Source organism: Pseudomonas citronellolis (assembly GCF_001586155.1).
Classification (GTDB): domain Bacteria; phylum Pseudomonadota; class Gammaproteobacteria; order Pseudomonadales; family Pseudomonadaceae; genus Pseudomonas; species Pseudomonas citronellolis.
Genome location: NZ_CP014158.1, coordinates 2,602,817 through 2,627,506, shown reverse-complemented (window position 1 = coordinate 2,627,506; position 24,690 = coordinate 2,602,817). Strand labels below are relative to the sequence as shown.

Genomic DNA, 24,690 nt, shown 5'->3' with positions numbered 1-24,690 from the left:
ACCCAAGGTTCGCGCCCTTCGTGACGAACCCCGCCGCGGGCGGCGGGAGCCGGGCGTCAGAGCACCAGTTGCTGGCTGTGCTGCAGGCCGAGCAGGTCGAGGCGCTCGCCCGACGACAGCGGCGCGAAGACCTCGCCGGTGGGCTCGGTGATGCCCCGGCTCCCATCAGCCTCCAACTGGAACTGCCGTGGCAGCCGGATATCGGTCAGCAACCCGGCCAGGTCCGGCTCGGGGCCGGCCGGCAGCGCGGCCCCCGTGCCCACGGCCAGGCCGAGCACCTGCTGGATCAGCCCGGCGCCCTCGCCCTCCGCCACGCCCGGCTCCTGCGGTTCGTCCAGCGCCGATGACAACGAACGCAACTGCTCCGGCGCGGCGGGATCCTCCAGGTAGATGGGGTATGCCCCGGTGGGCGCCGGGCGGTCGCCACCCTCGTTATAGGAAGAGGCATAGAGGAACTTCATGCCATAGCCGCCATACTGGGCCAGGTCGTCGGACTCGATCTGCCAGTGGCCCTTCGCATCGATCACGGCCGAGCCCACCAGGTAGGCGGTTCCCAGATTCAGCGCGCCGTCCTCCAGTTGCAGGTAGAGCTCCATGACATCACCGGGACGCCCGGTGCCACGCACCACCGGCGTGCTGTCGTCGGTGAAGTCTTCCTTCTGCAGGGCGCCCTGTTCGGCACCGTAGTCGTCCCGGACGCCGGTGATGCTCGGTTCCAACGACGGCGGCACGTAGGTTTCATAGGACCAGGCGTCGCTCAACGGGCTCTCGTTGCCTGCCGCGTCCACCGCGATGACCTGCAGGCTGTGCTGGCCTATGCCCAGCGACGAGACGGGGGTGAAGGACCAGGTGCCGTCCGCGTTGACCGTGGCGGTTCCGATCGGCATGCCCTTGTCGAAGAGCTTCACGTAAGTCGCATCGCCACCCTCGACGCGGCCGCTGATTTCCGGCCAGAAATCGTCGGTCACGCCATTGGGTTCGATGTCGCCGTGCTGGTCCCCGAGGTTGTCGTAGACCCGCTCGATGACCGGCCGGGCCGGCGCCTGGGTGTCCAGGACGATCTCCACCACCTCGCTGCGCGGGCCGCTCGGCCCGCCGGCGCTGGCCTGGTCGGCGCTGATGCGCTTGGCGCCATCGGCGCCCAGGTCGGCGATGGCGATTTCCCACTTGCCGTCCTCGCCCACGGTCACGCTGCCCACGGCCTGGTCGTCGACGTACAGGGTCAGCAGGCTGCCCGGCACGCCGCTGCCGCCGACGATGGGACTGCGGTCGTTGGTGCTGTCCCCGGGTTGCAGTTCGACCACCAGCGGCTCCTGGTCGTCCTGGACCCAGTCGATGCTTGGCGCCTCGGGCGCATCGGGAAGCTCCAGGGTGAAGTCCCAGGGTTCGCTCTTGGCGCTGCGATTGCCGGCGGCGTCCTGCAGTTCCACCTGGAACTGGTGGGCGCCCGCCGCAAGATCGCTTTCCAGGGGGAAACTCCATTTGCCCGCGGTGACGGTGGCGCTGCCCAGCAGCGCGCCGTCGAAGTAGATGAAGGCCAGCACGGCATCGCTGTCGGCGCCGCAGTCGCCAATCACTTCGGGACGCGCGTCGTCGGTCACGCCGCCCTTGGCGATCTCGCCCGTCACCTCGCCGATATCGTCGATCAGTTGCAGCCACTCGTGCCCTTCAGGCAGTACGGGCGGCAGCAGGTCGGCCGGGTCGGTGATGGTCGGCGGGCTGACGTTGCCCGCGGGGTCGGTAATGGTGACGCTGCCGGTCTCGCCGTTCTCCAGCGGGTTTTCCGGGAATTCCCAGTTGCCGCTTTCATCGACGATGGCCGTGACGGTGCTGCCGTCCGGCAGCTCGACGGTGACGATGCCTTCCGGCTCGCCGGTGCCGCCCAGGCCGTTGCCGTTATTCTCGGTGACTACGGGCGGTTCCGGCGCAACCACGTCGGCCGGCTCGGTGACGGTCGGCGGGCTGACGTTGCCCGCGGGGTCGGTAATGGTGATGCTGCCGCTTTCGCCGTTCTCCAACGGGTTCTCCGGGAATTCCCAGTTGCCGTTTTCATCGACGATGGCGGTCACGGTGCTGCCGTCCGGCCGCTCGACGGTGACGATGCCTTCCGGCTCACCGGTGCCGCCCAGGCCATTGCCATTGTTCTCGGTGACCACCGGCGGCTCCGGCACTTCCAGGTCGGCCAGACCGGTATCGACGCTGCCGCTGTGGTTGCCGGCCGGGTCCACTTCCACCAGCGAGCCGGACTCGCCATTGCCCAGCGGGTTTTCCGGGAAGCTCCAGTTGCCGTTCTCGTCCACGACGGTGGTGACGGTGCTGCCATCGGGCTTGGTGAGGATGATGGTGTCGCCCGCCTCGCCGGTGCCGGACAGGCCATTGGCGTTGTTCTCGCTGACGACTGGGTCCTTCGGCGGCGTCAGGTCCGCCGGGCCGGTGTCCACCGCCGGGCTGGCGCCGTCGCCGTTGGACGCGGTGACGCTGCCGGACTGGCCGTCCTCCAGCGGGTTGGGCAGGAAGCTCCAGGTGCCATCGGCATTGGTGGTGGCGGTCTCGGTGCTGCCGTCCGGGCGGGTCAGGGTGATCAGGCTGCCGGGCTCGGCGGTGCCGGTCAGGCCCTGCTGGTTGTTGAACAGGATCTGCGGCGCGCCTGGCGCCTGTCCTTCCGGCAACGGGCCCACCGAGCGCGGGCTGCCGCCGCCACCGCCGTCGCGCTGGGTGAGCATGTTGCCCACGCCGATGGCGCCCAGCCCCGCCGCCGGCACCAGCAGGCCGAAGGCGACGTTGTGGTCGTCCGACTGCAACGCCAGCAGTTCGTCGACGGAGTCCAGGCGGGTCAGTTCCATGCCGTCCCAGGGCTCCTCGTAGCTGGCCTGCCACAGCTGGCCGTCCGGCGCCTGCAGCACCAGGTCGTTGTGTACGCCATCGAAGCCCTGGAAGAAGTTCTCGACGGTGATGACTTTGCCGGTCTTCAGGCGCACCAGCAGGTGGTCGCCGTTGCGGCTGAGGGATTGGACGTCCTCCGGCGCCGCGGCGATCTTCACCACGCCGGGCCGCGACAGGCTCAGGGGGCCATTGCCGGTCACGGGGGTCACCTGCCCCGAGCTTTTCGCGATCAGTTCAATTGCGTCCATCTGGTAATTTCTCCCCGAAGTGAATGAAGTGACATCGCCCATGCGCCATGGGTACTCGCCACGAACCGCGGGCAGACTAGAGCAGCGGGCCGGCGCATGGGTTAGGAAACTCCCTAAAGCCGTAGGAACTCCGCCGCCCGGGACGGGCTTTTAGGAAATCCCTCAAGCCGCCCGCTGTTTTTCGGACTCGGGCCCGCGCGCCGGCCGCAATGAAAAACGGCGCGAACGAGGTTCGCGCCGCAGGTGGGAGCCAGCGCGCCGGGAGCGGCCGCCCCGGCGCCGGGCGACTCAGACCACGTACAGGCCCTCCTGGATCAGCAGGTGCGCATAAGACGCGCTCTTCGAGGTGTAGACGTCGTAGGTGACGGCGCCCTCGGTGACCTGCTGCGCCTGCCGAACCCAGTCCGCGAGGTCGATGTCGACGCTGTCGACCACGCCGTTCTGGCCGCTGTCGCCGGTGATCCTCAGGCTGTGCCGGGCCTCGCCGTCGGGCTCGGTGACCTTCAGCAGGTCGGCCAGGCTCAGCGTCAGCGACTGGCTCAGCCCTTCGCTCAGGCGGATGGCCTCGATGCCCTCCAGCCTGTCGGCGACCTGGCCCAGGTCCAGCGCATTGCGCGAGGCCCAGACCAGGATGTCGTAGCCGGCGCCGCCGTCGATGTGGGCGAAGCCGGTGCCGTCGATGAGGATGACGTCGTTGCCTTCGCCGCCGCTGGCGGTGGTGTAGCCGCGGGCGTCGAGCATGTCGTCGGCGGCCGTGCCCACGGCGTCGGAGACCGGCAGGTAGTCGACGTGGGTGGCGCCGCCCTCGGCCACCGCCGGGGCCAGCCCGAGGGTCTCGTCCAGGTCCACCAGGCGGCCCTTGACGGCGCTGCCGCTGCCATCGCCGACGCCGCTGTCGGTCCAGCTGACGAACAGCTTGCCGCTGTCGAGGAAGGTGGCGTCGACCTGCGTCTGGTCGCCGCTCACCAGTTGGTTGATGTGCAGTTCCTGGCCGACCTTGCGCCCGGCATCGTCGAAGAACTGGGCGTACACGCCATAGCTGCCGGAGCCCGGCGCCGCCTCGCTGCGCGACACGTAGACCACCACGAAGCCGCCGCCCTCGCGGGCCACCACCATGGGCTCGGACTGGTCGCCGGTGGTGCTGTTGGACACCAGGAACTCGCTGCCCAGCGCCGCGCCGGTGGCGTCGAAGATGCACCCCCAGGTGCTGGTGCCGGACTGGTCCGGGCCGCTGTGGTCGTTGGAATCCCAGGTGACGATGAAGTTGCCGTTGGCCAGCCTCGACACCGCCGGCGAGGACTGCTTGTTGGCCGAGGTCTGGTTGGCGCGGATTTCCTCGCCCAGCAGCCCGGTCGCCGGGTCGTAGAGGCGGAAGTAGGACTCCACCCCCGCTGCGCCGCCGATATCGCGGTTGTAGGCGATCACCACGGTGCCGTCCAGCAGGGTCGCCAGGGACGCCGCGTCCGGCCCCGCCGTGGTGTGGTAGGTGGCGTCGCCCACCAGCCGGTCGCCGCCCACCGGCGAGCCATCGGCGGCGTACTGGCGCATGAATATCTGCCACTTGCCACTGGTGCCGCTGATGTTGGCGCTCCAGCTGACGATGTAGCCGCCGTCTTCCAGCGCGGTGATGCTGGAAAAGCGCTGCTGGCCGACGTCGTTGACGTTGACCCCGGACTCGCCGCCCTGGGGCTGCGCGCCGCTGATGTTGCCGTCGAGGTCGTAGGTGTAGCCGAACTTCTGCTGCATGATCGCATCGTTGCCGCCGGCATGGCTGGTCCAGCTGACCACGAAGCTGCCATCGGCCAGCACCGCCACCGCCGGCTTGCCCTGGAAGTCGCCGGTCGTGGCGTTGACCACGAACTCGCCGCCCACCGGCATGCCGGCGGCATCGAACAGCTGGGCCATGATGCAGTCGCTGGAATCATCGCCCGTGGCCGATTCCCAGACGACGATGAAGCCGCCGTTGGGCAGGCTCGCGGTGGCCGGATGGTCCTGGGCGCCGCCCAGGGTGCCGTTGACGCGGAACTCGGAGAAGTAGCCGGCGTCGATGTCGATCACCGTGCCCTCGATGCCCCAGCCGCTGCTGTCGGACTTGTCGCTCTGCCAGGTCACGTAGACGTTGCCGTCGGCCATCAGCGTCGCATCCAGCACGTTCGAGCCGGCCTCGTTCGAAGCCTGGTTGCCATCGGTGGTCGGGTTGACCAGGAACTCGCGGCCGACCTTGTTGCCCTGGGCGTCGTAGCGCTGGGCGAAGACCGCCGAACCGCTGCCGTCGCCGCCGGCCGAGCCCCAGATGACCAGGTAGCCGCCGTCGTCCAGCGCCACCGCGGTGGGCTTGTACTGGTCGCCGGCGATGCCGGTGTTGACGCGCACGTCGCCCGGGCCGATCTGCTGCACGGCGCCGGTGGCCGGGTCGACGCTGTAGTGCGCCATGTAGACGTCGAAGCCGCTGCTGCCCGGCGGGTTGCCTTCCCAGACCACCACGAAGCTGCCGTCCTTGAGGACGATCACGTCCGGGTTGTTCTGGTCGTTGCCGATGCCGGTGTTGACCTGGAAGTTGCCGCCCAGCGCGGTGCCGTCGGCCGCATGGAGCTGGCCGATGACGCCGGTGCCGGAGGCATCGCCCGGGCCATTGCGGCCGGTCCACACGGTCACGTACATGCCCTGGTGCGCGGCATCGCCGAACACCGCCATGGCCGGAGCGCCCTCGGCGCCATAGGCCTGCCCGCTGCCCGCCAGCACATCGCCGGTGAGTGGCTGGTTGTCGGCATCGAAGGTGCGCTGCACCACCAGGTCGGTGGAGCCGGAGTCGGGGTTGCTCGTCCAGCTGATGGTGTAGCCGCCGTCCGGGTGCGCCACGGCGCTGGGGTGGCGCTGGTCGCCGGCAGTGCCCAGGTTGACCGCGAACTCGTCGGTCAGCGGCGTGCCGTCGGCGCCATAGCGGCGCGCCATGATGCCGTCGCCGCTGGTGTCCGGGCCCGCCTGGTAAGACTCCCAGACCACCAGGTAGCCGCCATCGGCCAGGGCCACCACCTGCGGGCCGTCCTGGTCGCCGCTGTTGCGCTGGTTGACCTGCTGCTCGCTGCCGACGCGGGTCACCCCGTCGGCCTCGAACAGCTGCATGAACACGTCGGTGCCGGTGCCGCTCTGCCAGACCACGATGATCCGGCCATCGGTCAGGGTCGCCGCGCTCGGGTTGGTCTGCGGGCCGGCCTCGGTGCTGTTCACTTCCACGGTGTGGCGGTCCAGCTGGTAGTCGGCCAGGGCCGCGCCCTGGATGGCCACCGCCGGCGCCTGGTGGCCGGCCCCGTCATGGGCCGACAGGCTGCCCTGCTCGCCCTGGGCCAGCGGGTTGGGGTAGAAGTCCCAGCGGCCGTACTGGTCGGCGACCACCGTGTGGCTGACACCCTGGGCGTCGACCACGCTGACGGTCGCCCCCGGCTCGGTGCGCCCGCCCAGGCGCTCGGCGCTGTTGGTGTCCAGGCCGACGCTGAGCACGCTGATCTGCGGCGGGCTGGCCGGCACGTAGTCGAGGCCGGTGGCGCCCTCGCCCAGCGGCGGCGGCGGAATCAGCCCGAGGCTCTCGTCGAGGTCCACCAGGCTGCCCTTGATGGCGCTGCCGTTGCCATCGCCGACGCCATTGTCGGTCCAGCTGACGAACAGCTTGCCGCTGTCGAGGAAGGTGGCGTCGACCTGAGTCTGGTCGCCGCTCACCAGTTGGTTGATGTGCAGCTCCTGGCCGACCCTGTTGCCGGCGGCGTCGAAGAACTGGGCGTAGATGCCCCAGGTACCGGCGCCCGGCGCTGCGTCGGTGGCCGACTGGTAGACCACGACGAAGCTGCCGTCCGCGCGCGGCACCACCACCGGCATGGCCTGGTCGCCCAGGGTGCTGGTGCTGAGCAGGAACTCGTTGCCCACCGGCACGCCGGCGGCGTCGAAGATGCGCCCCCAGATGCCGTAGCCGGACTGGTCCGGGCCGCTGTGGTCGTTGGAATCCCAGGTGACGATGAAGTTGCCGTTGGCCAGCCCCGACACGCTGGGCGAGGCCTGGCTGTTGGCGGTGGTCTGGTTGGCGACGATCTCGGGCCCGAAGCTCTGGGTGTTCGGATCGTAGATGCGGAAGTAGGCGTCGCCGCCGCCGAGGTTGCGCGCGTAGGTGAACACTACGCGGCCATCGGCCAGGGTGCTGATGGAGGCGCCGATGATGTCGCTGGTGTAGTGGGTGGCGCTGACCAGCAGGTCGCCGCTGGCCGGCGAGCCGTCGGCGTCGTACTGGCGGGCGTAGATGCGCCAGCCGCCGCCCTCCCAGGACTTCCAGGTGAGCATGTAGCCGCCGTCTTCCAGCGCGGTGATGCTGGAATAGCGCTGGCTGTCGGCATCGTTGAGGTTGACCCTGGACTCGCCGCCCTGGGGCTGCGCGCCGCTGATGTTGCCGTCGGGGTCGTAGGTGTAGCCGAACTTCTGCTGCATGATCGCGTCGTTGCCGCCGGCGTAGCTGGTCCAGCTGACCACGAAGCTGCCGTCGGCCAGCACCGCCACCGCCGGCTTGCCCTGGAAGTCGCCGGTGCTGGTGTTGACCACGAACTCGCCGCCCAGCGGCATGCCGCTGGCATCGAACAGCTGGACCATGACGCAGTCGTTGGAACCATCGCCCGAGGCCGACTCCCAGACCACCACGAAGCCGCCATTGGGCAGGCTCGCGGTGGCCGAATGGTCCTGGGCGCCGCCGAGGGTGCCGTTGACGCGGAATTCGGAGTAGTAGCCGGCGTCGATGTCGATCACCGTAGCCTCGATGCCCCAGCCGCTGTTGTCGGCCTTGTCGCTCTGCCAGGTCACGTAGACGCTGCCGTCGGCCATCAGGGTGGCGTCCAGCAGGTTCTTCATGTCGACGTTGTCGCCGGCCCAGCCCTGGTTGCCCTCGGTGGTCGGGTTGACCAGGAACTCGCGGCCCAGCTTGTGGCCCTGGGCGTCGTAGCGCTGGGCGAAGATCGCCGAGCCGCTGCCGTCGCCGCCGGCCGAGCCCCAGATGACCAGGTAGCCGCCGTCGTCCAGCGCCACCGCGGTGGGCTTGTACTGGTCGCCGGCGATGCCGGTGTTGACGCGCACGTCGCCCGGGCCGATCTGCTGCACGGCGCCGGTAGCCGGGTCGACGCTGTAGTGCGCCATGTAGACGTCGAAGCCGGTGCTGCCCGGCGGGTTGCCCTCCCAGATCACCACGAAGCTGCCGTCCTTGAGGGTGATCACGTCCGGGTAGTCCTGGTTGTTGCCGGTGCCGGCGTTGACCTGGAAGTTGCCGCCCAGCGGGGTGCCGTCGGCCGCGTGGAGCTGGCCGATGACGCCGGTGCCGGAGCTGTCGCCCGGGCCGTTGCGGCCGCTCCACACGGTCACGTACATGCCCTGGTGCGCGGCATCGACGAACGCCGCCATGGCCGGCGCGCCCTCGGCGCCATAGCCAATGCCGCTGCCCACCACCACGTCACCGCCGAGCGGCTGGTCGTCGGCATCGAAGCTGCGCTGGACGATCCTGTCGGTGGAACCGCCATCGGGATCGCTGATCCAGGAGATGGTGTAGCCGCCGCCCGGGTGCGCCACCACGGAGACCGACAGCTGGCCGCCGGCGGTCAGCTGGTTGACGGCGAATTCGTCGGTCAGCGGGCTGCCATCGGCGCCGTAGCGGCGCGCCATGATGCCGTCGTTGCTGGTGTCCGGGCCGGCCTGCCAGGACTCCCAGACCACCAGGTAGCCGCCGTCGGCCAGGGCCACCACCTGCGGGCTGTCCTGGTTGTAGCTGCTGCGCTGGTTGACCTGCTGCTCGCCGCCGATGCGCGTCACGCCATCGGCCTCGAACAGCTGCATGTAAACCTCGGCATTGTTGCTGGCGGTATCGCCGCCCTGCCAGACCACCGCTATCCTGCCGTCGGCCAGGGTGGTGACGCTGGGGTTGGCCTGCGGGCCGGCCTCGGTGGTGTTCACCTGGCTGGTGTAGCGCGTGAGGTCGTAGCTGGCCAGCAGGTCGCCCTGGATGACGATGGGTTGCGACTGGTTGCCCGCCGCGTCCGCCACCAAGATGCTGCCGTCCTCGCCCAGGCCCAGCGGGTTGGGCTGCAGGCTCCAGCGGCCGTTCTGGTCGGCGGTGACGCTGTGCGCCGTGCCGGCCTTGTCGATCACCGTGACTATCGCCCCCGGCTCGGTCTGCCCGGCCAGTTGCTCGGCGGTGTTGATGTCCAGGCCGACGTTCGGCGCCAGGGTATCGATCACGAACAGCCAGGGCGCGCTGGGCTCGGTGACGTTGCCCACCGCGTCGGTGAGGGTCGCGGTGAGCGCGTGCGGGCCGTCGGCCAGCGGCTCTTGCGGGGTGAAGCTCCAGTTGCCGGCCTCGTCCACCAGCGCCGAGCCGAGCGCCTCACCGTTGTCGTAGACCAGCACCAGCGAGCCCGGGGCGCCGCTGCCGGAAATGCTCGGCGTGGCGTCGCTGGTGAGGTTGCCGCAGACCTGGCTGGTGAAGGCCTCGGTCTGCAGCGCCAGCAGTTGCGGGGCTTCCGGCAACGCGGTGTGCAACTCGACCGGGAAGTCCTCGCTGGGCGTCTCGCTCATCTGCCCCGAAGGGCTCTGCGAGCTGGCCCAGAAGTATTTCATGCCGTCGCCGCCGAACCGGGCGAGGTCGCCGGTGGCCAGGCTCCATTCGCCGTTGGCGTCGATGACGGTGGAGCCCAGCAGTTCGCTGGGCGCCTGCGGGTCGTCGCTCAGGCGCACGTAGAGGAACAGGGTGGCGCCGGCGCTGCCGGTGCCGCTGAGGCTCAGGTTGGCGTCGTCGGTGCTGGCGCCCTTGTCGAGGTCGCCCTGCTGCGGGCCGAAGTCGTCCTGCACGCGGGTGATGCGCGGCGTCTCGGGCAGCGCGGTGTCGACCACGAAGTCCCAGGCCTCGCTGCGCGGGCCGAGGTTGCCGGCGGCGTCCAGCGCCTCGGCCTGGAAGCTGTGCGCGCCATCGGCCAGCGGCGTCTGCGGCTCGAAGCGCCAGTTGCCGGCTTCGTCCACGCTGGCCGTGCCGATCAGCTCGCCGTTGTCGTAGATGCGCACCAGCACGGCGCCGCCCTCGACATGGCCGCTGTAGGTCGGCGTGGCGTCGTTGCTCGGCTCGCCCTGGACGATGCCGCCGAAGGCGCCGCCTTCCACGTCGTCGAGCAGTGCCAGGTCGGTGATGGCGCCCGGCGCGGTGGTGTCGACCACGAAGCTCAGCGCCGGGCCCTGCGCGCTTTCGTTGCCGGCGGCGTCGGTGGCCGAGGCGCTGATCGCGTGCTCGCCTTCGGCCAGCGGGGTTTCCGGCTTGTAGCTCCAGTTGCCGTTGGCGTCGACGATGGCGCTGCCGATCGGGCTGCCGTTGTCGTGGATGGTGATGAGGTCGCCGGGGTTGGCGCCGCTGCCGCTGATCACCGCGGCGCTGTCGTCGCTGGCGGCGCCCGCCTCCAGGGCGCCCTGCTGCGTGCCGACGTTATCGGTCACCACGACCAGCGCCGGGGCGTCCGGGGCCTGGGTGTCGATGGTCAGTTCGAAGCGGGTGCTGGCCTCGTTGCCGTTGGCGGCGGTGGCCAGGATGTCGTAGACGTGGCTGCCGTCGGCCTGCTCCGGCAACTCCAGGCTCCACTGGCCGGCGGCGTCGGCGAGCACCGAGCCGAGCAGCGTCGAGCCGTCGAGGATGCTGACGATGGCGCCGGCGCTGGCGGTGCCGGCCAGGCTCGGGCGGTTGTCGTCGGTGAGTGCCTTGTCGGCCAGGTCGCCCTGCTTGGCGCCGACGTTGTCGCTGGCCTTGATCACGCTGACACTGACCGGCGCGGTATCGACGCTGAACTCCAGTGCGGGGCCGGGCTCGCTGGCGTTGCCGGCGGCATCGGCGACCTGCGCGCGGATGCTGTGCTCGCCATCGGCCAGCGGCTGGGCCGGGGTGAAACTCCAGTCGCCATTGGCGTCGGCGGTGACGCTGCCGAGCACCTCGGCGCCATCGAAGAGAGTGACGATGGCCCCGGCCTCGGTCCTGCCGGAGAACACCGGCAGGGCGTCGTCGGTGACGCCGCCGGCGGCGATCGGGCCGCGGACCAGGCCCTGGTCGTCAGTGGCCACTACCACTTCCGCGGACGCCGGCGCGCTGCCGTCGATGGTCAGGCTGAATTCGGCGCTGCCGCTGTTGGCGCCGTTGGAGACGCTGGCGGTATAGCTGTGTTCGCCGTCGGCCTGTTCCGGCAACTGGAAGCTCCAGTTGCCCTCGGCATCGGCGCTGACGCTGCCGATCTCGACGCCGCCCGCGGAGATGACCACGAGCGCGTCGGCGAGGGTCTTGCCGACCAGGGTCGGGGTGGTGTCGTTGGTCAGGGCGGCGTTGCTCAGGCTCTGGGTCTCGCCCACGTCGTCGATGGCCGCCTCGATGCTGACCACCACGTCGCTGGTGTCGACCAGGATCGTCAGCACGTCGCTCGGCTCGCTGACGTTGCCGGCCGCGTCGCTGGCGCTCACGCTGATGGCGTGCTCGCCGTCGGTGAGCGGCTGCGCCGGGGTGAAGCTCCAGTTGCCGTCGCCATCGACCGTGGCGGTGCCCAGCACCTTGTCGCCGTCCTTGATGGTGATGACGCTGCCCGGCTCGGCGCTGCCGCTGAAGGTCGGGGTGCTGTCATCGGTCACGCCGTTGTCGATCGGGCCGGTGACGTCGCCCTGGTTGTCGACGGCGAGGATCGCGCCGGGTTTCTCCGGCGCGCTGCCGTCGATGCTCAGTTCGAAGAGGGTGCTGGCGCTGTTGGTGCCGTTGCTGGCGGTGACGCTGTAGAAGTAGCTGCCATCGGCCTGCGCCGGCAGCTCCAGGCTCCAGGCGCCGGTGGCATCGGCCACGACCGAGCCGAGCACGCTGGCGCCGTCCATGACGGTGACCAGGGCGCCGGCGGTGGCGCTGCCCACCAGGGTCGGCGTGCGGTCGTCGGTCACCGCGCCGGTGCCCAGCTCGGCGGTCAGGCTGCCGGCATCGTCCAGCGCCTTGGCCACGCTGACCTGCAGCGGCCGGGTGTCGACCACCAGCACCAGCGCGTCGCTGGGCTCGCTGGCATTGCCGGCGGCATCGGTGACCACTGTGCTGATGCTGTGCTCGCCCTCCCCCAACGCCTCGGCCGGGGTGAAGCTCCAGTTGCCGTCGCCGTCGACGATGGCGGTGCCCAGCACGTTGTCGCCATCCTTGATGGTGACGGTGGCGCCCGGCTCGGCGCTGCCGCCGAATGTCGGGGTGCTGTCGTCGGTCACGCCGCCGGCGATGGGGCCAGTGACGGCGCCGACGTTGTCCAGGGCGCTTGGCGCGTCCGGGACGGCCGGCGCGCTGGTGTCCAGCAGGATGTCGAAGCCGCCGGTGGCCGGGCTCCACTGCCCGGCCGAATCCACGGCCTTGGCGGTCAGGGTCTTCAGGCCGTCGGCGCCGAGGTCGGCCAGGTCGATCGACCAGTTGCCCTCGGCGTCAGTGGCGACGCTGCCGACCTCGCTGCCATTGACGTAAAGATGCACCACGGTGCCCGGCTCGGCGGTGCCCTTGGCGGTCGGGCTGCGGTCGTCGGTCTGCGCGCCCGGCTGCAGGTGGCCGCTGGTGATCGGCGCCTGGTCGTCGATGACGTGTTCGATGGAGGGCGCAGCCGGCGGCGTCAGCTTGAGGCTGAAGGGCCAGTCGGCGCTCTTCGGCCCTTCGTTGCCGGCGGCATCCACCAGCGCGGCCTGGAAGTTGTGCTCGCCGGCCAGCAGCGGCAGCGCCGGCTCGAAGCTCCACTGGCCGTCGCTGACGCTGGCGCTGCCGATCAGCACGCCGTTGTCGTAGACGTTCACGCTGACGATGTCGGCCGGTACGCCGCTGCCACCGAAAGTCGGCCTGGCATCGTCGGTCACGCCGCCGCGGGCGATCTCGCCGGTGACGCTGCCGACGTCGTCGAGCAGGCTCAGCGAGCCGCCCTCCTCCGGCAGCTCGACGGGCGCGAGGGTGTCTACGGTGAAGCGCCAGCCGTCGGCCGGCAGCAGCTCGCTGACATTGCCGGCGGCATCCATCGCGCTGGCCTGCAGGTTGTGCTCGCCATCGGCCAGCGGCTGGGTGGGAATGAAACTCCAGCTGCCGTCGGCGGCGACCAGGCTGCTGCCGATCAGCTCTCCGTTGTCGTAGATGTTCACCAGCACGGCATCGCCGCCGACCAATTGGCCCTTGAACTCGGGGTGGTCGTCGTCGGTATGGCCGCCCTGGGCGATAGGCCCGGTGATGGCGCCGACATCGTCGATCAGGCTGAGGCCCGCCTCGGCCTGGGAGATGTCGGGGGCGGCGGTATCCGCGGGTTCGGTGATGGTTGGCGGGCTGACGTTGCCCGAGGGGTCGGTGATGGTGATGCTGCCGCTCTCGCCGTTCTCCAGCGGGCTCTCCGGGAACTCCCAGTTGCCGTTTTCGTCGACGACGGTGGTCACGGTGCTGCCGTCCGGCAGCTCGACAGTGACGATGCCTTCCGGCTCGCCAGTGCCGCTCAGGCCGTCGCCGTTGTTGTCGGTGATGACGGGCGGCTCCGGCGCGATGACGTCGGCCGGTTCGGTAGTAGTCGGCGGGCTGACGTTGCCCGAGGGATCGGTGATGGTGATGGTCCCGCTCTCACCGTTCTCCAACGGGTTCTCCGGGAATTCCCAATTACCGTTTTCGTCGACGACGGTGGTCACGGTGCTGCCATCCGGCAGCTCGACGGTGACGATGCCTTCCGGCTCGCCGGTGCCGCTCAGGCCGTCGCCGTTGTTGTCGGTGACGACCGGCGGTTCCGGTGCAATGACGTCGGCCGGTTCGGTAGTAGTCGGCGGGCTGACGTTGCCCGAGGGATCGGTGATGGTGATGTTGCCGGACTCGCCGTTCTCCAACGGGTTCTCCGGGAATTCCCAATTACCGTTTTCGTCTACGACAGTGGTCACGGTGCTGCCGTCCGGCAGTTCGACGGTGACGATGCCTTCCGGCTCGCCGGTGCCGCTCAGGCCGTCGCCATTGTTGTCGGTGATGACCGGCGGTTCCGGCGCGATCACGTCGGCCGGTTCGGTCACGATCGGCGGGCCGACATTGCCCGGGGGCTCGGTGATGCTGCCGCTCTCGCTGCTTTCCAGCGGATTCTCCGGGAATGCCCAGTTGCCGTTCTCATCGGCGACGGTGGTAACGGTGCCGCCGTCCGAGCCACCGCCGCCACCGCCGCCCCCCGCCGCTGCGGCCAGGCCGCCGACACCCAGGGCGCCGAGGCCGGCAAGCGGCAGCACGCCGAAGACGGCGTAAGTGTCGTCGCTGCGTTCCGCCAGCAGTTGCTCGATGGAGTCCAGCTCGGTGGTCACCCAGGGCTCGTTCTGGTCCGCCAGCCACAGCTCGCCGCCGGGGGCCTCCAGCACCAGGTCGTGGCGCACGCCGTTCACGGCCTGGAAGAAATTGTCAATATTGATGACTTCGCCGTTCTTCAGACGGATCACCAGGCTGTCGCCATTTCGGCCGATGGACTGGATGCTGTCGGGCGCGGCCGCGATCTTCACCACGCAAGGGTGCGCCAGCGACAACAGGTTCTTGCCGCTGACATCGGTAACCTGCCCCGAACTTTTCGCAATCAGTTGAATTGCGGCCATGTGAGCTCCCGCCTGATAAGGCTATTTCTTCAATTTCGTGAACACGGGATGACTCGAAAAGGAATTGTCCCAGTGCCATGTAATATCCAGCCCGGGCCATTCAATAGCGAACTCGGAAATTCCTTTTCAGCGATGGGCAGTATTAAAAATTCATCACCGGCAATAATTAGGATTATCCTGAACCAACCCAAGCCGATAAATTCCGATATGCCATCGGAAAATTCTTAACCCATTCTGAAAATCAAACTGTCGCCACATCGCCACGGATGAAAAATGGAAATAAAAAAGCGGGCTGCATAGGCCCGCTTTTTCCGAGTGGCTGGAGGTTGTTGGCCATCAGTCGAAGAAATGCTTCTCCAGGCAGCAGGCCAGCAGTTCCTGGTCCGTGGTCACGCCGAGACGGCGCTTGGCCGATGCCTTCTGCGCGCTGATGGTCTTGTCGCTGCGCCGCAGCAGGCGCGCTATTTCACACACGCGCAAGCCCGAGACGAACAGCCGCAACACCTCGTATTCCTTGACCGAGAGCGAGGTCAGGCGGCTGTGCAGGTCGCCGCCGTCGCCCGTGCAGGGGTTGAGCACCCGGCGGCCCTTGCACAGGGCGTCCAGGGCCGACAGCAGCTGGGCCATGCCCGCATCCTTGCGTACCACGCCCTGCACCCCGAGCTCGCACAGGCGGTCCAGCACCAGGCGGTTGGACAGCATGGTGAAGACCAGGAACCTCACCTCGGGGAAGTTGCGCACCAGGTAGCCGATGAAGCGCACACCGTCCCCGTAGACTTCGTCCCCGGGCATGCTGAAGTCGATGATCGCGATATCGAAATGTTCCCGTCGCAATGCCTCGACCAACTCACCAGAAGTTCGCACCTCACATGCCACTTGATATTGCGGATGGCGCTCCAGAATCCCACGGACTCCCATCAATACGACTGCGTGATCATCCGCCAGAACGATCTTGATCTTTTTCAAGGAAACCTCACAAACGACGATAACTCGATACAACAGCAAACTTTCTCGGCTGCCTAATCTAATGGAAGCTCCTGAAAAACGGCACCTCAAAAGCGCCTATTCAATCAATATAAGAAAAATCCCACATGGCACCCAAGTACCAGTGGATGACGGAAAACAAGGCGGACCAAGGCCGACGCGCGGCTACGGGTTCGTTCAACAGGAACAGAGAGGTCGGCTATGCCGTAGGGAAAAATCAGACGAGCCCGAAGGCAAAAAGGGGGGAGGTGGAAGGCGTGCACGGGGAATTGTGGCTAGGAAAAGCGCCCCCCGAAAATGGAGGTGGCCCCGCCAGCCACACCCCGGCACACGATGTCACCGCTGCGGCTGCTCCCTTCCGGGCCTGACCGGGTTCACGGCTGATCGTTGCGGGGGGACCGACAGGGCCACCATAACGAAGCCCGCCTAGGTGGCGGGCGGCGACATTGTACCGAGCCCAGCGCAAGTTACAAGCACTTCAAGCACTTACCGGTGAATTCCGCGATGGCATACACATAAATAGCATTTTGATATCACTTTGCTCCGCGACATGATGGCACACTGCCATGGCACTGGTGAGGTGGAGGGGAAGGACTCCCCCTCGGCGCTTCAGCCCTCAACGCTTTGGGAGAATTCCGATGATCAAGTCTGCTTTCGCTGTTCTGGCCCTGGGCCTGTCTCTCTCTTCCACTGCCTTCGCCAATGGCGGCACCATCAGCTTCAGCGGGCACGTCTACTCGCCGCCGTGCAAGATCATCGACTTCACCAGCCAGGCCAGCACGCAACAGGCACGCCTGGACCTGGCCGGCTGCGGCGAGACCTCGCGCCTGTCGTTCAGCGAACCGTCCGGGCAGGAAGCGGCCCGCCAACTGGCGGTGACCGACCTGGACGGCCGCAAGGTCGACCTCGGCGCCGAGAACGAGGCGCAGGACGGCGGCATGAACCTGGTGCTGCGCAACCTGGACGGCCGCAGCAGCGGGCGGCCGCTGATGCTGAACATCACCTACCTCTGAGTTTCCCCTCCCCCACTCGCCCGGCGGCGTGGGGGATAGCCTCATTCGGCGCGGATCATACCGCCGGGAATCGGCTGGGTGGAGACCTCCAGGTTCGGCCCCAGGTAGAGGTCGCTCTTCTCGAAGCCGGGCCGACTGCTGAAGCTGGCGTACTTCTCCTGTCCGCGGTGGAAGGTGAAGGCCACGCGGTAGTTGCTGCCGCGCAGCAGGCGCAGCGGGAAGTTCAGCACGGCGCCCGGCTGGATTTCCCCGGAGAGGGTTTCCTCGCCGTTCTCCTTGAAGCTGTAGCTCGCCGGCGCGCTGGCGTTGGCGTCGTAGTGCAGCTGGATCTGCGGACGCTCGGTCCAGGCCACGTAGAGGGCGAACAGCAGGACCAGGGCGATCAGCCCCGCGAGCCGCTGCTTTCTAGCCTTGTCCATCGCCGCCTCCGGTCAGTTGAGACTGTCGGCCAGGGCCTTGGCCGGGACGAAGCGCACCACCTTCTTCGCCGCGATCTCGATGCTCTTGCCGGTCTGCGGGTTGCGCCCGGTGCGCGCGGCGCGCTCGCTGACCTTGAGCTTGCCGATGCCCGGCAGGGTCAGCTCGCCGTCGTTCTCCAGGCTGTCCTGGACGATCTGCGCCAGTTGCTCGAACACGCCACGCACCGAGGCCTGGGTCAGGTCGAGGGACTCGGCGATGTCGCGTACCAGTTGTTCCTTGGTCATTGCCATGTGTTGCTTCTCCGAATGGTCTTGGGAATGGGTTCAGGCGTTCAGGCCGTGGTCGGCCAGCAGCTTCAGCAGCCCCTCTTCGTCCATCACCGCCACGCCGAGTTCCTGGGCCTTGGCCAGCTTGGAGCCGGCGCCGGGGCCGGCCACCACGCAATGGGTCTTGGCCGACACGGAGCCTGCGACCTTGGCGCCCAGGCTTTCCAGTTTCTCCTTGGCGACGTCGCGGCTCATGGCCTCCAGGGTGCCGGTGAGCACCCAGGTCTGCCCGGCCAGCGGCAGGCCCTCGGCCTGCTTCTTCTCGCTCGCCCAGTGCATGCCGAACTCGCGCAGTTGCTCCTCGATCTCACGGGTGCGCTTGGCATTGCCGGCGTCGTCGAAGAACTCGCGCAGGCTCTTGGCCGCGCGTTCGGGCAGGCGCTCGACCTGGCGCAGGTCGAGCCAGTCGGCGTGGATGATGCCTTCCAGCGAACCGAAGCGGCTGGCCAGCTTTTCCGCGCCGGTGGCGGCGATGAAGGGGATGTTGAGCTTGTCGATGAAGCCGGCCAGGGTGGCGCAGGCGGCGAACTCGGCAGCCACCTCGCCCTCCTCCTGCAACTGCACGCCGTGCTCGGCGTCGAGCAGTTCGGCGATCACCTTGCGGTTGTGCTCGTCGGCGAAGAAGTTGTGGATCTCGTAGGCCACCTCGGCGCCGACGTCCGGCAGGTAGGTCAGCACTTCCGGCAGGGCCTTCTGGATGCGCGCCAGCGAACCCAGGGCGCGGGCCAGCAGCTTGGCGGTCTCCTCGCCGACGTCGGGGATGCCCAGGGCGTAGACGAAGCGCGCCAGGCTCGGCCGGCGGCTGTCGGCGATGGATTTGAGCAGCTTGTTGCTGGACACCTCGGCGAAGCCTTCCAGCTCGATCACCTGCTCGTAGGTCAGGCGGTAGAGGTCGGCCGGCGACTTGACCAGGCCCTTGTCCACCAGTTGCTCGACGATCTTGTCGCCGAGGCCGTCGATGTCCATGGCCCGGCGCGAGACGAAGTGGATGATCGACTGCTTGAGCTGCGCCTGGCAGAACAGGCGGCCGACGCAGCGGTAGATGGCGCCTTCGCTGACCGACTCGCGGCCCTTGGCGCGCTTGACCAGTTGCGTGCGTTCGACCTGCGAGCCGCACACCGGGCAGGTCTCGGGGATGTGCACCGGGCGCGCGTCGGCCGGGCGGCGCTCGACGACCACCTGCATCACCTGCGGGATCACGTCGCCGGCGCGGCGGATGATCACGGTGTCGCCGATCATCAGGCCCAGGCGCGCCACTTCGTCCATGTTGTGCAGGGTGGCGTTGGATACGGTGACGCCGGCCACCTGCACCGGCTTCAGGCGCGCCACCGGGGTCACGGCGCCGGTGCGGCCGACCTGGAATTCCACGTCGAGCAGTTCGGTGAGTTCCTCGCGGGCCGGGAACTTGTGGGCGATGGCCCAGCGCGGCTCGCGGGCGCGGAAGCCCAGTTCGCGCTGGAAGTCGATGCGGTTGACCTTGAACACCACGCCGTCGATCTCGTAGGCCAGGCTGTCGCGGCGCTCGCCGATGTCGGCGTAGTAGTCCTGGCAGCCCTTCACCCCGCGGGCCAGCTTCAGCTCGCGGCTGACCGGGATGCCCCAGGCCTTGAAGGCTTCGAGGATGCCGATCTGGGTGTCCGGCAGGCTGCCGCCCTCGACGCGGCCGAAGCCGTAGGCGCACAGCTCCAGCGGGCGGCTGGCGGTGATCTTCGGATCGAGCTGGCGCAGGCTGCCGGCCGCGGCGTTGCGCGGATTGGCGAAGGTCTTGGCGCCGGCTTCCATCTGCCGGGCGTTGAGCGCCTCGAAGCCGGCCTTGGACATGAATACCTCGCCGCGCACTTCCAGCACCGCCGGCCAGCCCTCGCCGTGCAGGCGCAGGGGGATGTTGCGCACGGTGCGCACGTTGGCGCTGATATCTTCGCCGGTGGTGCCGTCGCCGCGGGTGGCGCCGCGGGTCAGCCGGCCGTTCTCGTACAGCAGGCTGACCGCCAGGCCGTCGAGCTTGGGCTCGCAGCTGTAGTCCACCTCGGCGCCGCCGCCGAGCAGGTCGCCGCCCGGCAGCAGGTCGGCCAGGCCTTCGCGCACGCGGCGGTCGAAGTCCAGCAGGTCCTGTTCCTCGAAGGCGTTGCCCAGGCTGAGCATGGGGATTTCGTGGCGGATTTCGCCGAAGGCAGAGGCGGCGGCCCCGCCCACGCGCTGGGTCGGCGATTCGGGGGTGACCAGGTCGGGGTGCTCGGCCTCCAGTTCCTTCAGTTCGCGGAACAGGCGGTCGTACTCGGCGTCCGGCACGCTGGGCTCGTCGAGCACGTAGTAGCGGTAGTTGTGCGCGTCCAGCTCGCTGCGGAGCTGGGCGATGCGTTGGGCGGCGGTCTGGGTGGTCATAGAAGAAGCCATAAGCGAAAGGCTGGAAGCTGGAAGCTAGAAGCTGAAAGCCAAAAAGCAAAGCCGGAAGGACAGGGGTCGCTTCCGGCTTCGAGCTTTAGGCTTCCAGCTTATCTTTTCTGCGTCAGCGCGCGGCGTTCGAACTCGATGATGCGCTGGCGGTAGTGCTCGATGGTCTGCGCGGTCATCACGCTGCGCTGCTCGTCCTTCAGCTCGCCGTTGAGCTCGTGGGCCAGCTTGCGGGCGGCGGCGACCATCACGTCGAAGGCCTGCTTCGGATGGCGCGGGCCCGGCAGGCCGAGGAAGAAGCTCACCGCGCGGGTGCTGAACTGGTCGATGTTGTCCAGGTCGAAGGTGCCCGGCTTGACCGCGTTGGCCATGGAGAACAGCACTTCGCCGTTGCCGGCCATGCTCTCGTGGCGGTGGAAGATGTCCATGTCGCCGAAACGCAGGCCGCTCTCGAGGATGTTCTGCAGCAGCGCCGGGCCCTTGAAGCCACCCTCGTCGCGGCAGATCACGTTGATGATCAGCACTTCTTCCACCGGAGCCGGGGCGGCGGCGGGCGCCGGACGCTCCTTGTCCTTTTCCTTGTCCTTCCTGCGTTCCTTGCCGCGGGATTTTTCCTTGGGCGCCTCGGCCAGGGGATCGGGGAAGTCTTCCTCGTCCAGCGGGCCGAGCAGGTTCGGCGCCGGGTCGTCCAGGGCCAGGTCGCCCTGGCGCGGCTCGCCACGGCGCTTGCCGCGGGCCGGGTCCTTGGCGCTGACCTTGGGCAGGTCGTGCTCGTCCAGCGAAGGTTCGTGGTGCTCGACCACCCGCGAGGGGCCCAGCACCTCGGCGCTGCCGCCGTCGTCATCGTCGTCCAGTTGGTTGGCGAAGTGGCGGTCCAGCTTGAACTTCAGCTTGCCCTTTCCGCCCCGCATGCGCCGCCAGCCATCGAACAGAATGCCGGCGATCACGATAAGCCCAATGACGATCAGCCATTCGCGCAGACCGATATCCATCTAATCCCAGTGCCCCTGATAAAAATGATGATGAAAAAGGGATGTCCTATCCCGGTAAAACGCGAACCTCGAGTTGTATGTTCGCGCGTAACAAAGTGGGCATTAAGCTAGCATGCCCGACACAACTTTTACACCGTCTGCGGCTGTTGTCCGCAGCAATAATCGCAACTTTTCCCGAGCCCGCCCAAGATCAGGCTTACCCCAATCGAATCAAGGGGTTAGGCATATCCCCCAGTACAGCACAAGTCGGCGCCCGGCGCTGGCGAATACTGTACGAAATTTGTCCAGGAGGCACTTCGTCAGGCTTCCGCCAGTGCCACGGCTTCTTCCACGTCGACCGCCACCAGGCGCGAACATCCCGGTTCGTGCATGGTCACGCCCATCAACTGGTCGGCCATTTCCATGGCGATCTTGTTGTGGGTGATATAGATGAACTGCACTTTCTCGGACATTTCCTTGACCAGGCGGGCATAACGCCCGACGTTGGCGTCGTCCAGCGGCGCATCGACCTCGTCGAGCATGCAGAACGGCGCCGGGTTGAGCTGGAAGATGGCGAACACCAGGGCCAGCGCGGTCAGCGCCTTCTCGCCGCCGGACAGCAGGTGGATGGTGCTGTTCTTCTTGCCCGGCGGGCGCGCCATGATCGCCACCCCTGTATCGAGTAGATCTTCGCCGGTAAGTTCCAGGTAGGCGTGACCGCCGCCGAACACCTTGGGGAACAATGCCTGAAGGCCAGCATTGATCTGGTCGAAGGTTTCCTTGAAGCGGTTGCGGGTTTCCTTGTCGATCTTACGGATGACGTTTTCCAGGGTGTCCAGGGCTTCCACCAGGTCGTCGTTCTGCTCGTCCAGGTAGCGCTTGCGCTGGGATTGCTGCTGGTATTCGTCGATGGCCGCGAGGTTGATCGCGCCCAGGCGCTGGATGCGCCCGGCCAGTTCCTCCAGGCGGGTTTCCCAGACCTTCTCGGCGGCGTCGTGGGGCAAGGTGCCGAGCACCGTGTGCAGGTCGTAGCCGTCTTCGCCGAGCTGCTCCTGCAGCGCCTTGCGACGAACGGTCAGAGCCTGCCACTCCATGCGCTGCTGCTCCAGCTGGCCGCGCAGCAGCTGCGACTGCTGCTCGGCCTGGGTGCGGCGCTTCTCGGCGTCGCGCAGCTGGCGGTCGGCGTCTTCCAGGGTCAGGCGCGCGGTCTTGAGTTCCTCTTCCACGCCCATGCGCCGCTCCAGCAGCTCTTCCAGGCGCATGCGCAGTTCTTCCAGGGGCGCGGCGCCCTCCTCCAGGTTGAGGCTGAGCTGCTCGCAGCGCTCGACCAGGCGCACGGCCTGCACGTCGAGGCGCTCCAGGGCCTGGCGGGTGGATTCGTGCTGGGCCTTGAGCGAGCCGACGCGCACCGCCAACTGGTGGGCGTGGTCCTTGTGCTGGCGGGCTTCCTGGCGGATGCGGTCGAGGCGTTCGCGCAGTTCGTCGCGCTCGGCCAGCAGCGCCTCGCGGCGGCCGGTGTCCTCGGCCATGGCGTCCAGCGCCACCTGCAGGTGCAGGCGCGCCTCGCCCAGCTGTTCCTGCTCCAGGGCGCGCTGCTCGGCCAGTTCGGCCAGTTCCTCGTCGAGGCGGCGGCGGCGCAGGGTCAGCTGTTCGACCTTGGCCTGCTGGGCCGAAAGCGCGGCCTTCAGCTCGCCGTGGCGGCGGCCTTCCTCCTGGATGCGCCGGCGCAGTTGCTCGCGGCCGTCCTCGGCCTGGCGCTGGGCCTGGCGCTGGGCTTCCAGCTGTTCTTCCAGGGCGGCCAGGCGTTCTTCCAGTTCTTCGCGTTCGGCGTACAGCCGCTCCAGCTCCTGGCCGCGGGCCAGCACGCCGGATTCGGCGGAGTCGCCGCGGCGCACGCGCAGGAAATGCTTGCCGACCCAGTAGCCGTCGCGGCTGACCAGGCTCTGCCCGGCGCCCAACGAGGCGCGCAGTTCCAGGGCCTGCTCCAGGCTTTCCACCGGGCGCACGCCGGCCAGCCAGGGCGACAGGTCGTGGTCGGCGCTGACCTTGTCCAGCAGGCTGCCGGCGGCACTGGCGGCGCCGCGCGGCAGGTCGAGCAGGCGCAGCTCGCCCTTTTCCAGGCCGGCATAGGGCAGCCCGGCGAAATCCTCCAGCAGCACGGCGTGCAGGTCGGCGCCGAGCACGGTTTCCACCGCCAGCTCCCAGCCCGGCTCCACGCGCAGGCCCTCGGCCAGGCGCGGACGCTGCTCCAGGCCCTGCTCGCGCAGCCAGTCGGCGGCGCCGGCGCCCGGGTCCAGGGCGGCCTGCTGCAGGGCCTCCAGGGAGGCGATGCGGCCGTTCAGGCGCTGCAGTTCGCCCTGGGCCTGGTGCTGCGCGGCGTTGCCGTCCTGCAGGCCCTGGCGCACCTGCTCCAGGCGCTCGACCAGTTCCAGTTCCTCGGCCTGCAGCTCTTCCAGCTGCAGCTCGACGGCGGCCAGTTGTTCGCTCAATTCGAGGATGGCCGCGCCTTCCGGGTCGGCGGCCAGCTGCGCGCGTTCCTCGCTCAGGCGGCGTTCGCGCTCGCCCTGGCGCTCCAGGCTGTGTTCCAGGTGCTGGATGCTCGACTGCTGCACCTCGGCCTCGCGGCGCGGCTCGGCGCTGCGCTGGTTGAAGGCGTCCCAGCGCTGCTGCCAGTCGTGCATGCCGGCCTCGGATTCCTCCAGCAGGGCGCTGGCTTCCTCGGCGGCGGCGGCGCTGGTTTCCTGCTCGGGCGCGAGCATTTCCAGCTCCTCGGCCAGGGTCGCCAGCAGGGTGCGGTCGTGGCCCAGGTGCGATTCGGTTTCCTGGCGGGTGCGCTCGGCCTCGCGCAGGTCGTCCTGCAGCTGGCGCATGCGCTGCTGGCCGTGCTGGATGCTCTGCTCGACGCGGGCGATGTCGCCGCCCACCGAGTAGAAGCGGCCCTGCACCTGGTTGAAGCGCTCGGACAGCTCATGGTGGCCATCGCGCAGGCGCTCGATGCTGGCATCGGCGCTGCGCTGCTCGGCCACCAGGGCCTCGAAGGCCACTTCCTGGTCGCCGATCACCCGCTCCTTCTGCCCCACCTGCTCGTTCAGCTCGCGCCACTTCAGGGCGCCCAGCTGGGCCTTGAGCTGGCGTTCCTCGGCCTTGTATTCCTGGTACTTCTCCGCCGACTGGGCCTGGCGGTGCAGGCGTTCGAGCTGGCGCTCCAGTTCCTCGCGCAGGTCGGTCAGGCGCGCCAGGTTCTCCTGGGTGCGGCGGATGCGGTTCTCGGTCTCGCGGCGGCGCTCCTTGTACTTGGAGATGCCGGCGGCTTCCTCGATGAAGTTGCGCAGATCCTCCGGCTTGGCCTCGATCAGCTTGGAGATCATGCCCTGCTCGATGATCGAGTAGCTGCGCGGGCCCAGGCCGGTGCCGAGGAAGATGTCGGTGATGTCGCGGCGCCGGCACTTGGTGCCGTTGAGGAAGTAGGTATTCTGGCCGTCGCGGGTGACGCGGCGGCGGATGGAAATCTCGGCGTAGGCGGCGTATTCGCCCACCAGGGTGCCGTCGCTGTTGTCGAAGATCAGCTCGATGGACGCCTGGGTCACCGGCTTGCGCGTATTCGAGCCGTTGAAGATGACGTCGGTCATCGACTCGCCGCGCAGATTCTTCGCCGAGCTTTCGCCCATCACCCAGCGCACGGCGTCGATGATGTTGGACTTGCCGCAGCCGTTGGGGCCGACCACGGCGGCCATGTTGCTCGGGAAACTGACGGTGGTGGGGTCGACGAAGGACTTGAAGCCCGCCAGCTTGATGCATTTGAGGCGCATGCCGCTCT

At 68.3% G+C, this 24,690-nt stretch carries 9 protein-coding genes and 1 other RNA gene; 1 reads left to right on the top strand and 9 read right to left on the bottom strand.

The window, feature by feature from the left end:
* Window positions 1-56: 56 nt before the first annotated feature.
* From PcP3B5_RS11795 to ffs, 4 genes are all read right to left on the bottom strand, one after another.
* Window positions 57-3,131, bottom strand: a complete 3,075-nt coding sequence (locus PcP3B5_RS11795; RefSeq protein ID WP_061561328.1) for an Ig-like domain-containing protein — start codon at window positions 3,129-3,131, stop codon at window positions 57-59.
* Window positions 3,132-3,419: 288 nt separating this feature from the next.
* Complete coding sequence (locus PcP3B5_RS11790; protein WP_061561327.1) at window positions 3,420-14,768, bottom strand: Ig-like domain-containing protein; 11,349 nt, start codon at window positions 14,766-14,768, stop codon at window positions 3,420-3,422.
* A gap of 336 nt (window positions 14,769-15,104) precedes the next feature.
* A complete protein-coding gene (locus tag PcP3B5_RS11785) occupies window positions 15,105-15,686 on the bottom strand; it encodes a response regulator (protein WP_324288154.1) in 582 nt (193 codons plus the stop codon).
* 373 nt (window positions 15,687-16,059) lie between these two features.
* Window positions 16,060-16,156: signal recognition particle sRNA small type (ffs, locus tag PcP3B5_RS11780), an RNA gene on the bottom strand.
* Window positions 16,157-16,390: 234 nt separating this feature from the next.
* Between ffs and PcP3B5_RS11775 the strand changes: the two genes are divergently transcribed.
* Window positions 16,391-16,765: a fimbrial protein gene (locus tag PcP3B5_RS11775; protein ID WP_009619420.1), complete on the top strand. Its 375-nt coding sequence runs from the start codon at window positions 16,391-16,393 to the stop codon at window positions 16,763-16,765.
* A gap of 41 nt (window positions 16,766-16,806) precedes the next feature.
* Here the strand turns inward: PcP3B5_RS11775 and PcP3B5_RS11770 are convergent, their stop codons facing one another.
* The 5 genes from PcP3B5_RS11770 to smc form a co-directional block, all read right to left on the bottom strand.
* A complete protein-coding gene (locus tag PcP3B5_RS11770; protein ID WP_061561326.1) occupies window positions 16,807-17,184 on the bottom strand; it encodes a cbb3-type cytochrome c oxidase subunit 3 in 378 nt (125 codons plus the stop codon).
* Window positions 17,185-17,196: 12 nt separating this feature from the next.
* Entirely contained in the window at window positions 17,197-17,475 is a 279-nt protein-coding gene (locus tag PcP3B5_RS11765; protein ID WP_009619418.1) for an HU family DNA-binding protein, read from the bottom strand.
* A gap of 33 nt (window positions 17,476-17,508) precedes the next feature.
* Window positions 17,509-19,893: an NAD-dependent DNA ligase LigA gene (gene ligA / locus PcP3B5_RS11760; protein WP_058071923.1), complete on the bottom strand. Its 2,385-nt coding sequence runs from the start codon at window positions 19,891-19,893 to the stop codon at window positions 17,509-17,511.
* Between the two features lie 110 nt (window positions 19,894-20,003).
* Window positions 20,004-20,894, bottom strand: a complete 891-nt coding sequence (gene zipA / locus PcP3B5_RS11755) for a cell division protein ZipA (RefSeq protein WP_009619415.1) — start codon at window positions 20,892-20,894, stop codon at window positions 20,004-20,006.
* Window positions 20,895-21,193: 299 nt separating this feature from the next.
* On the bottom strand, window positions 21,194-24,682 hold the full coding sequence (gene smc / locus PcP3B5_RS11750; protein WP_043266694.1) for a chromosome segregation protein SMC: 3,489 nt from the start codon (window positions 24,680-24,682) through the stop codon (window positions 21,194-21,196).
* Window positions 24,683-24,690 lie beyond the last annotated feature (8 nt).

Coding starts and splice junctions, on each gene's coding strand:
- PcP3B5_RS11795 (WP_061561328.1), bottom strand. CDS start 3,131: ATGGACGCAATTGAACTGATCGCGAAAAGCTCGGGGCAGGTGACCCCC.
- PcP3B5_RS11790 (WP_061561327.1), bottom strand. CDS start 14,768: ATGGCCGCAATTCAACTGATTGCGAAAAGTTCGGGGCAGGTTACCGAT.
- PcP3B5_RS11785 (WP_324288154.1), bottom strand. CDS start 15,686: ATGGGAGTCCGTGGGATTCTGGAGCGCCATCCGCAATATCAAGTGGCA.
- PcP3B5_RS11775 (WP_009619420.1), top strand. CDS start 16,391: ATGATCAAGTCTGCTTTCGCTGTTCTGGCCCTGGGCCTGTCTCTCTCT.
- PcP3B5_RS11770 (WP_061561326.1), bottom strand. CDS start 17,184: ATGGACAAGGCTAGAAAGCAGCGGCTCGCGGGGCTGATCGCCCTGGTC.
- PcP3B5_RS11765 (WP_009619418.1), bottom strand. CDS start 17,475: ATGGCAATGACCAAGGAACAACTGGTACGCGACATCGCCGAGTCCCTC.
- ligA (WP_058071923.1), bottom strand. CDS start 19,893: ATGACCACCCAGACCGCCGCCCAACGCATCGCCCAGCTCCGCAGCGAG.
- zipA (WP_009619415.1), bottom strand. CDS start 20,894: ATGGATATCGGTCTGCGCGAATGGCTGATCGTCATTGGGCTTATCGTG.
- smc (WP_043266694.1), bottom strand. CDS start 24,682: ATGCGCCTCAAATGCATCAAGCTGGCGGGCTTCAAGTCCTTCGTCGAC.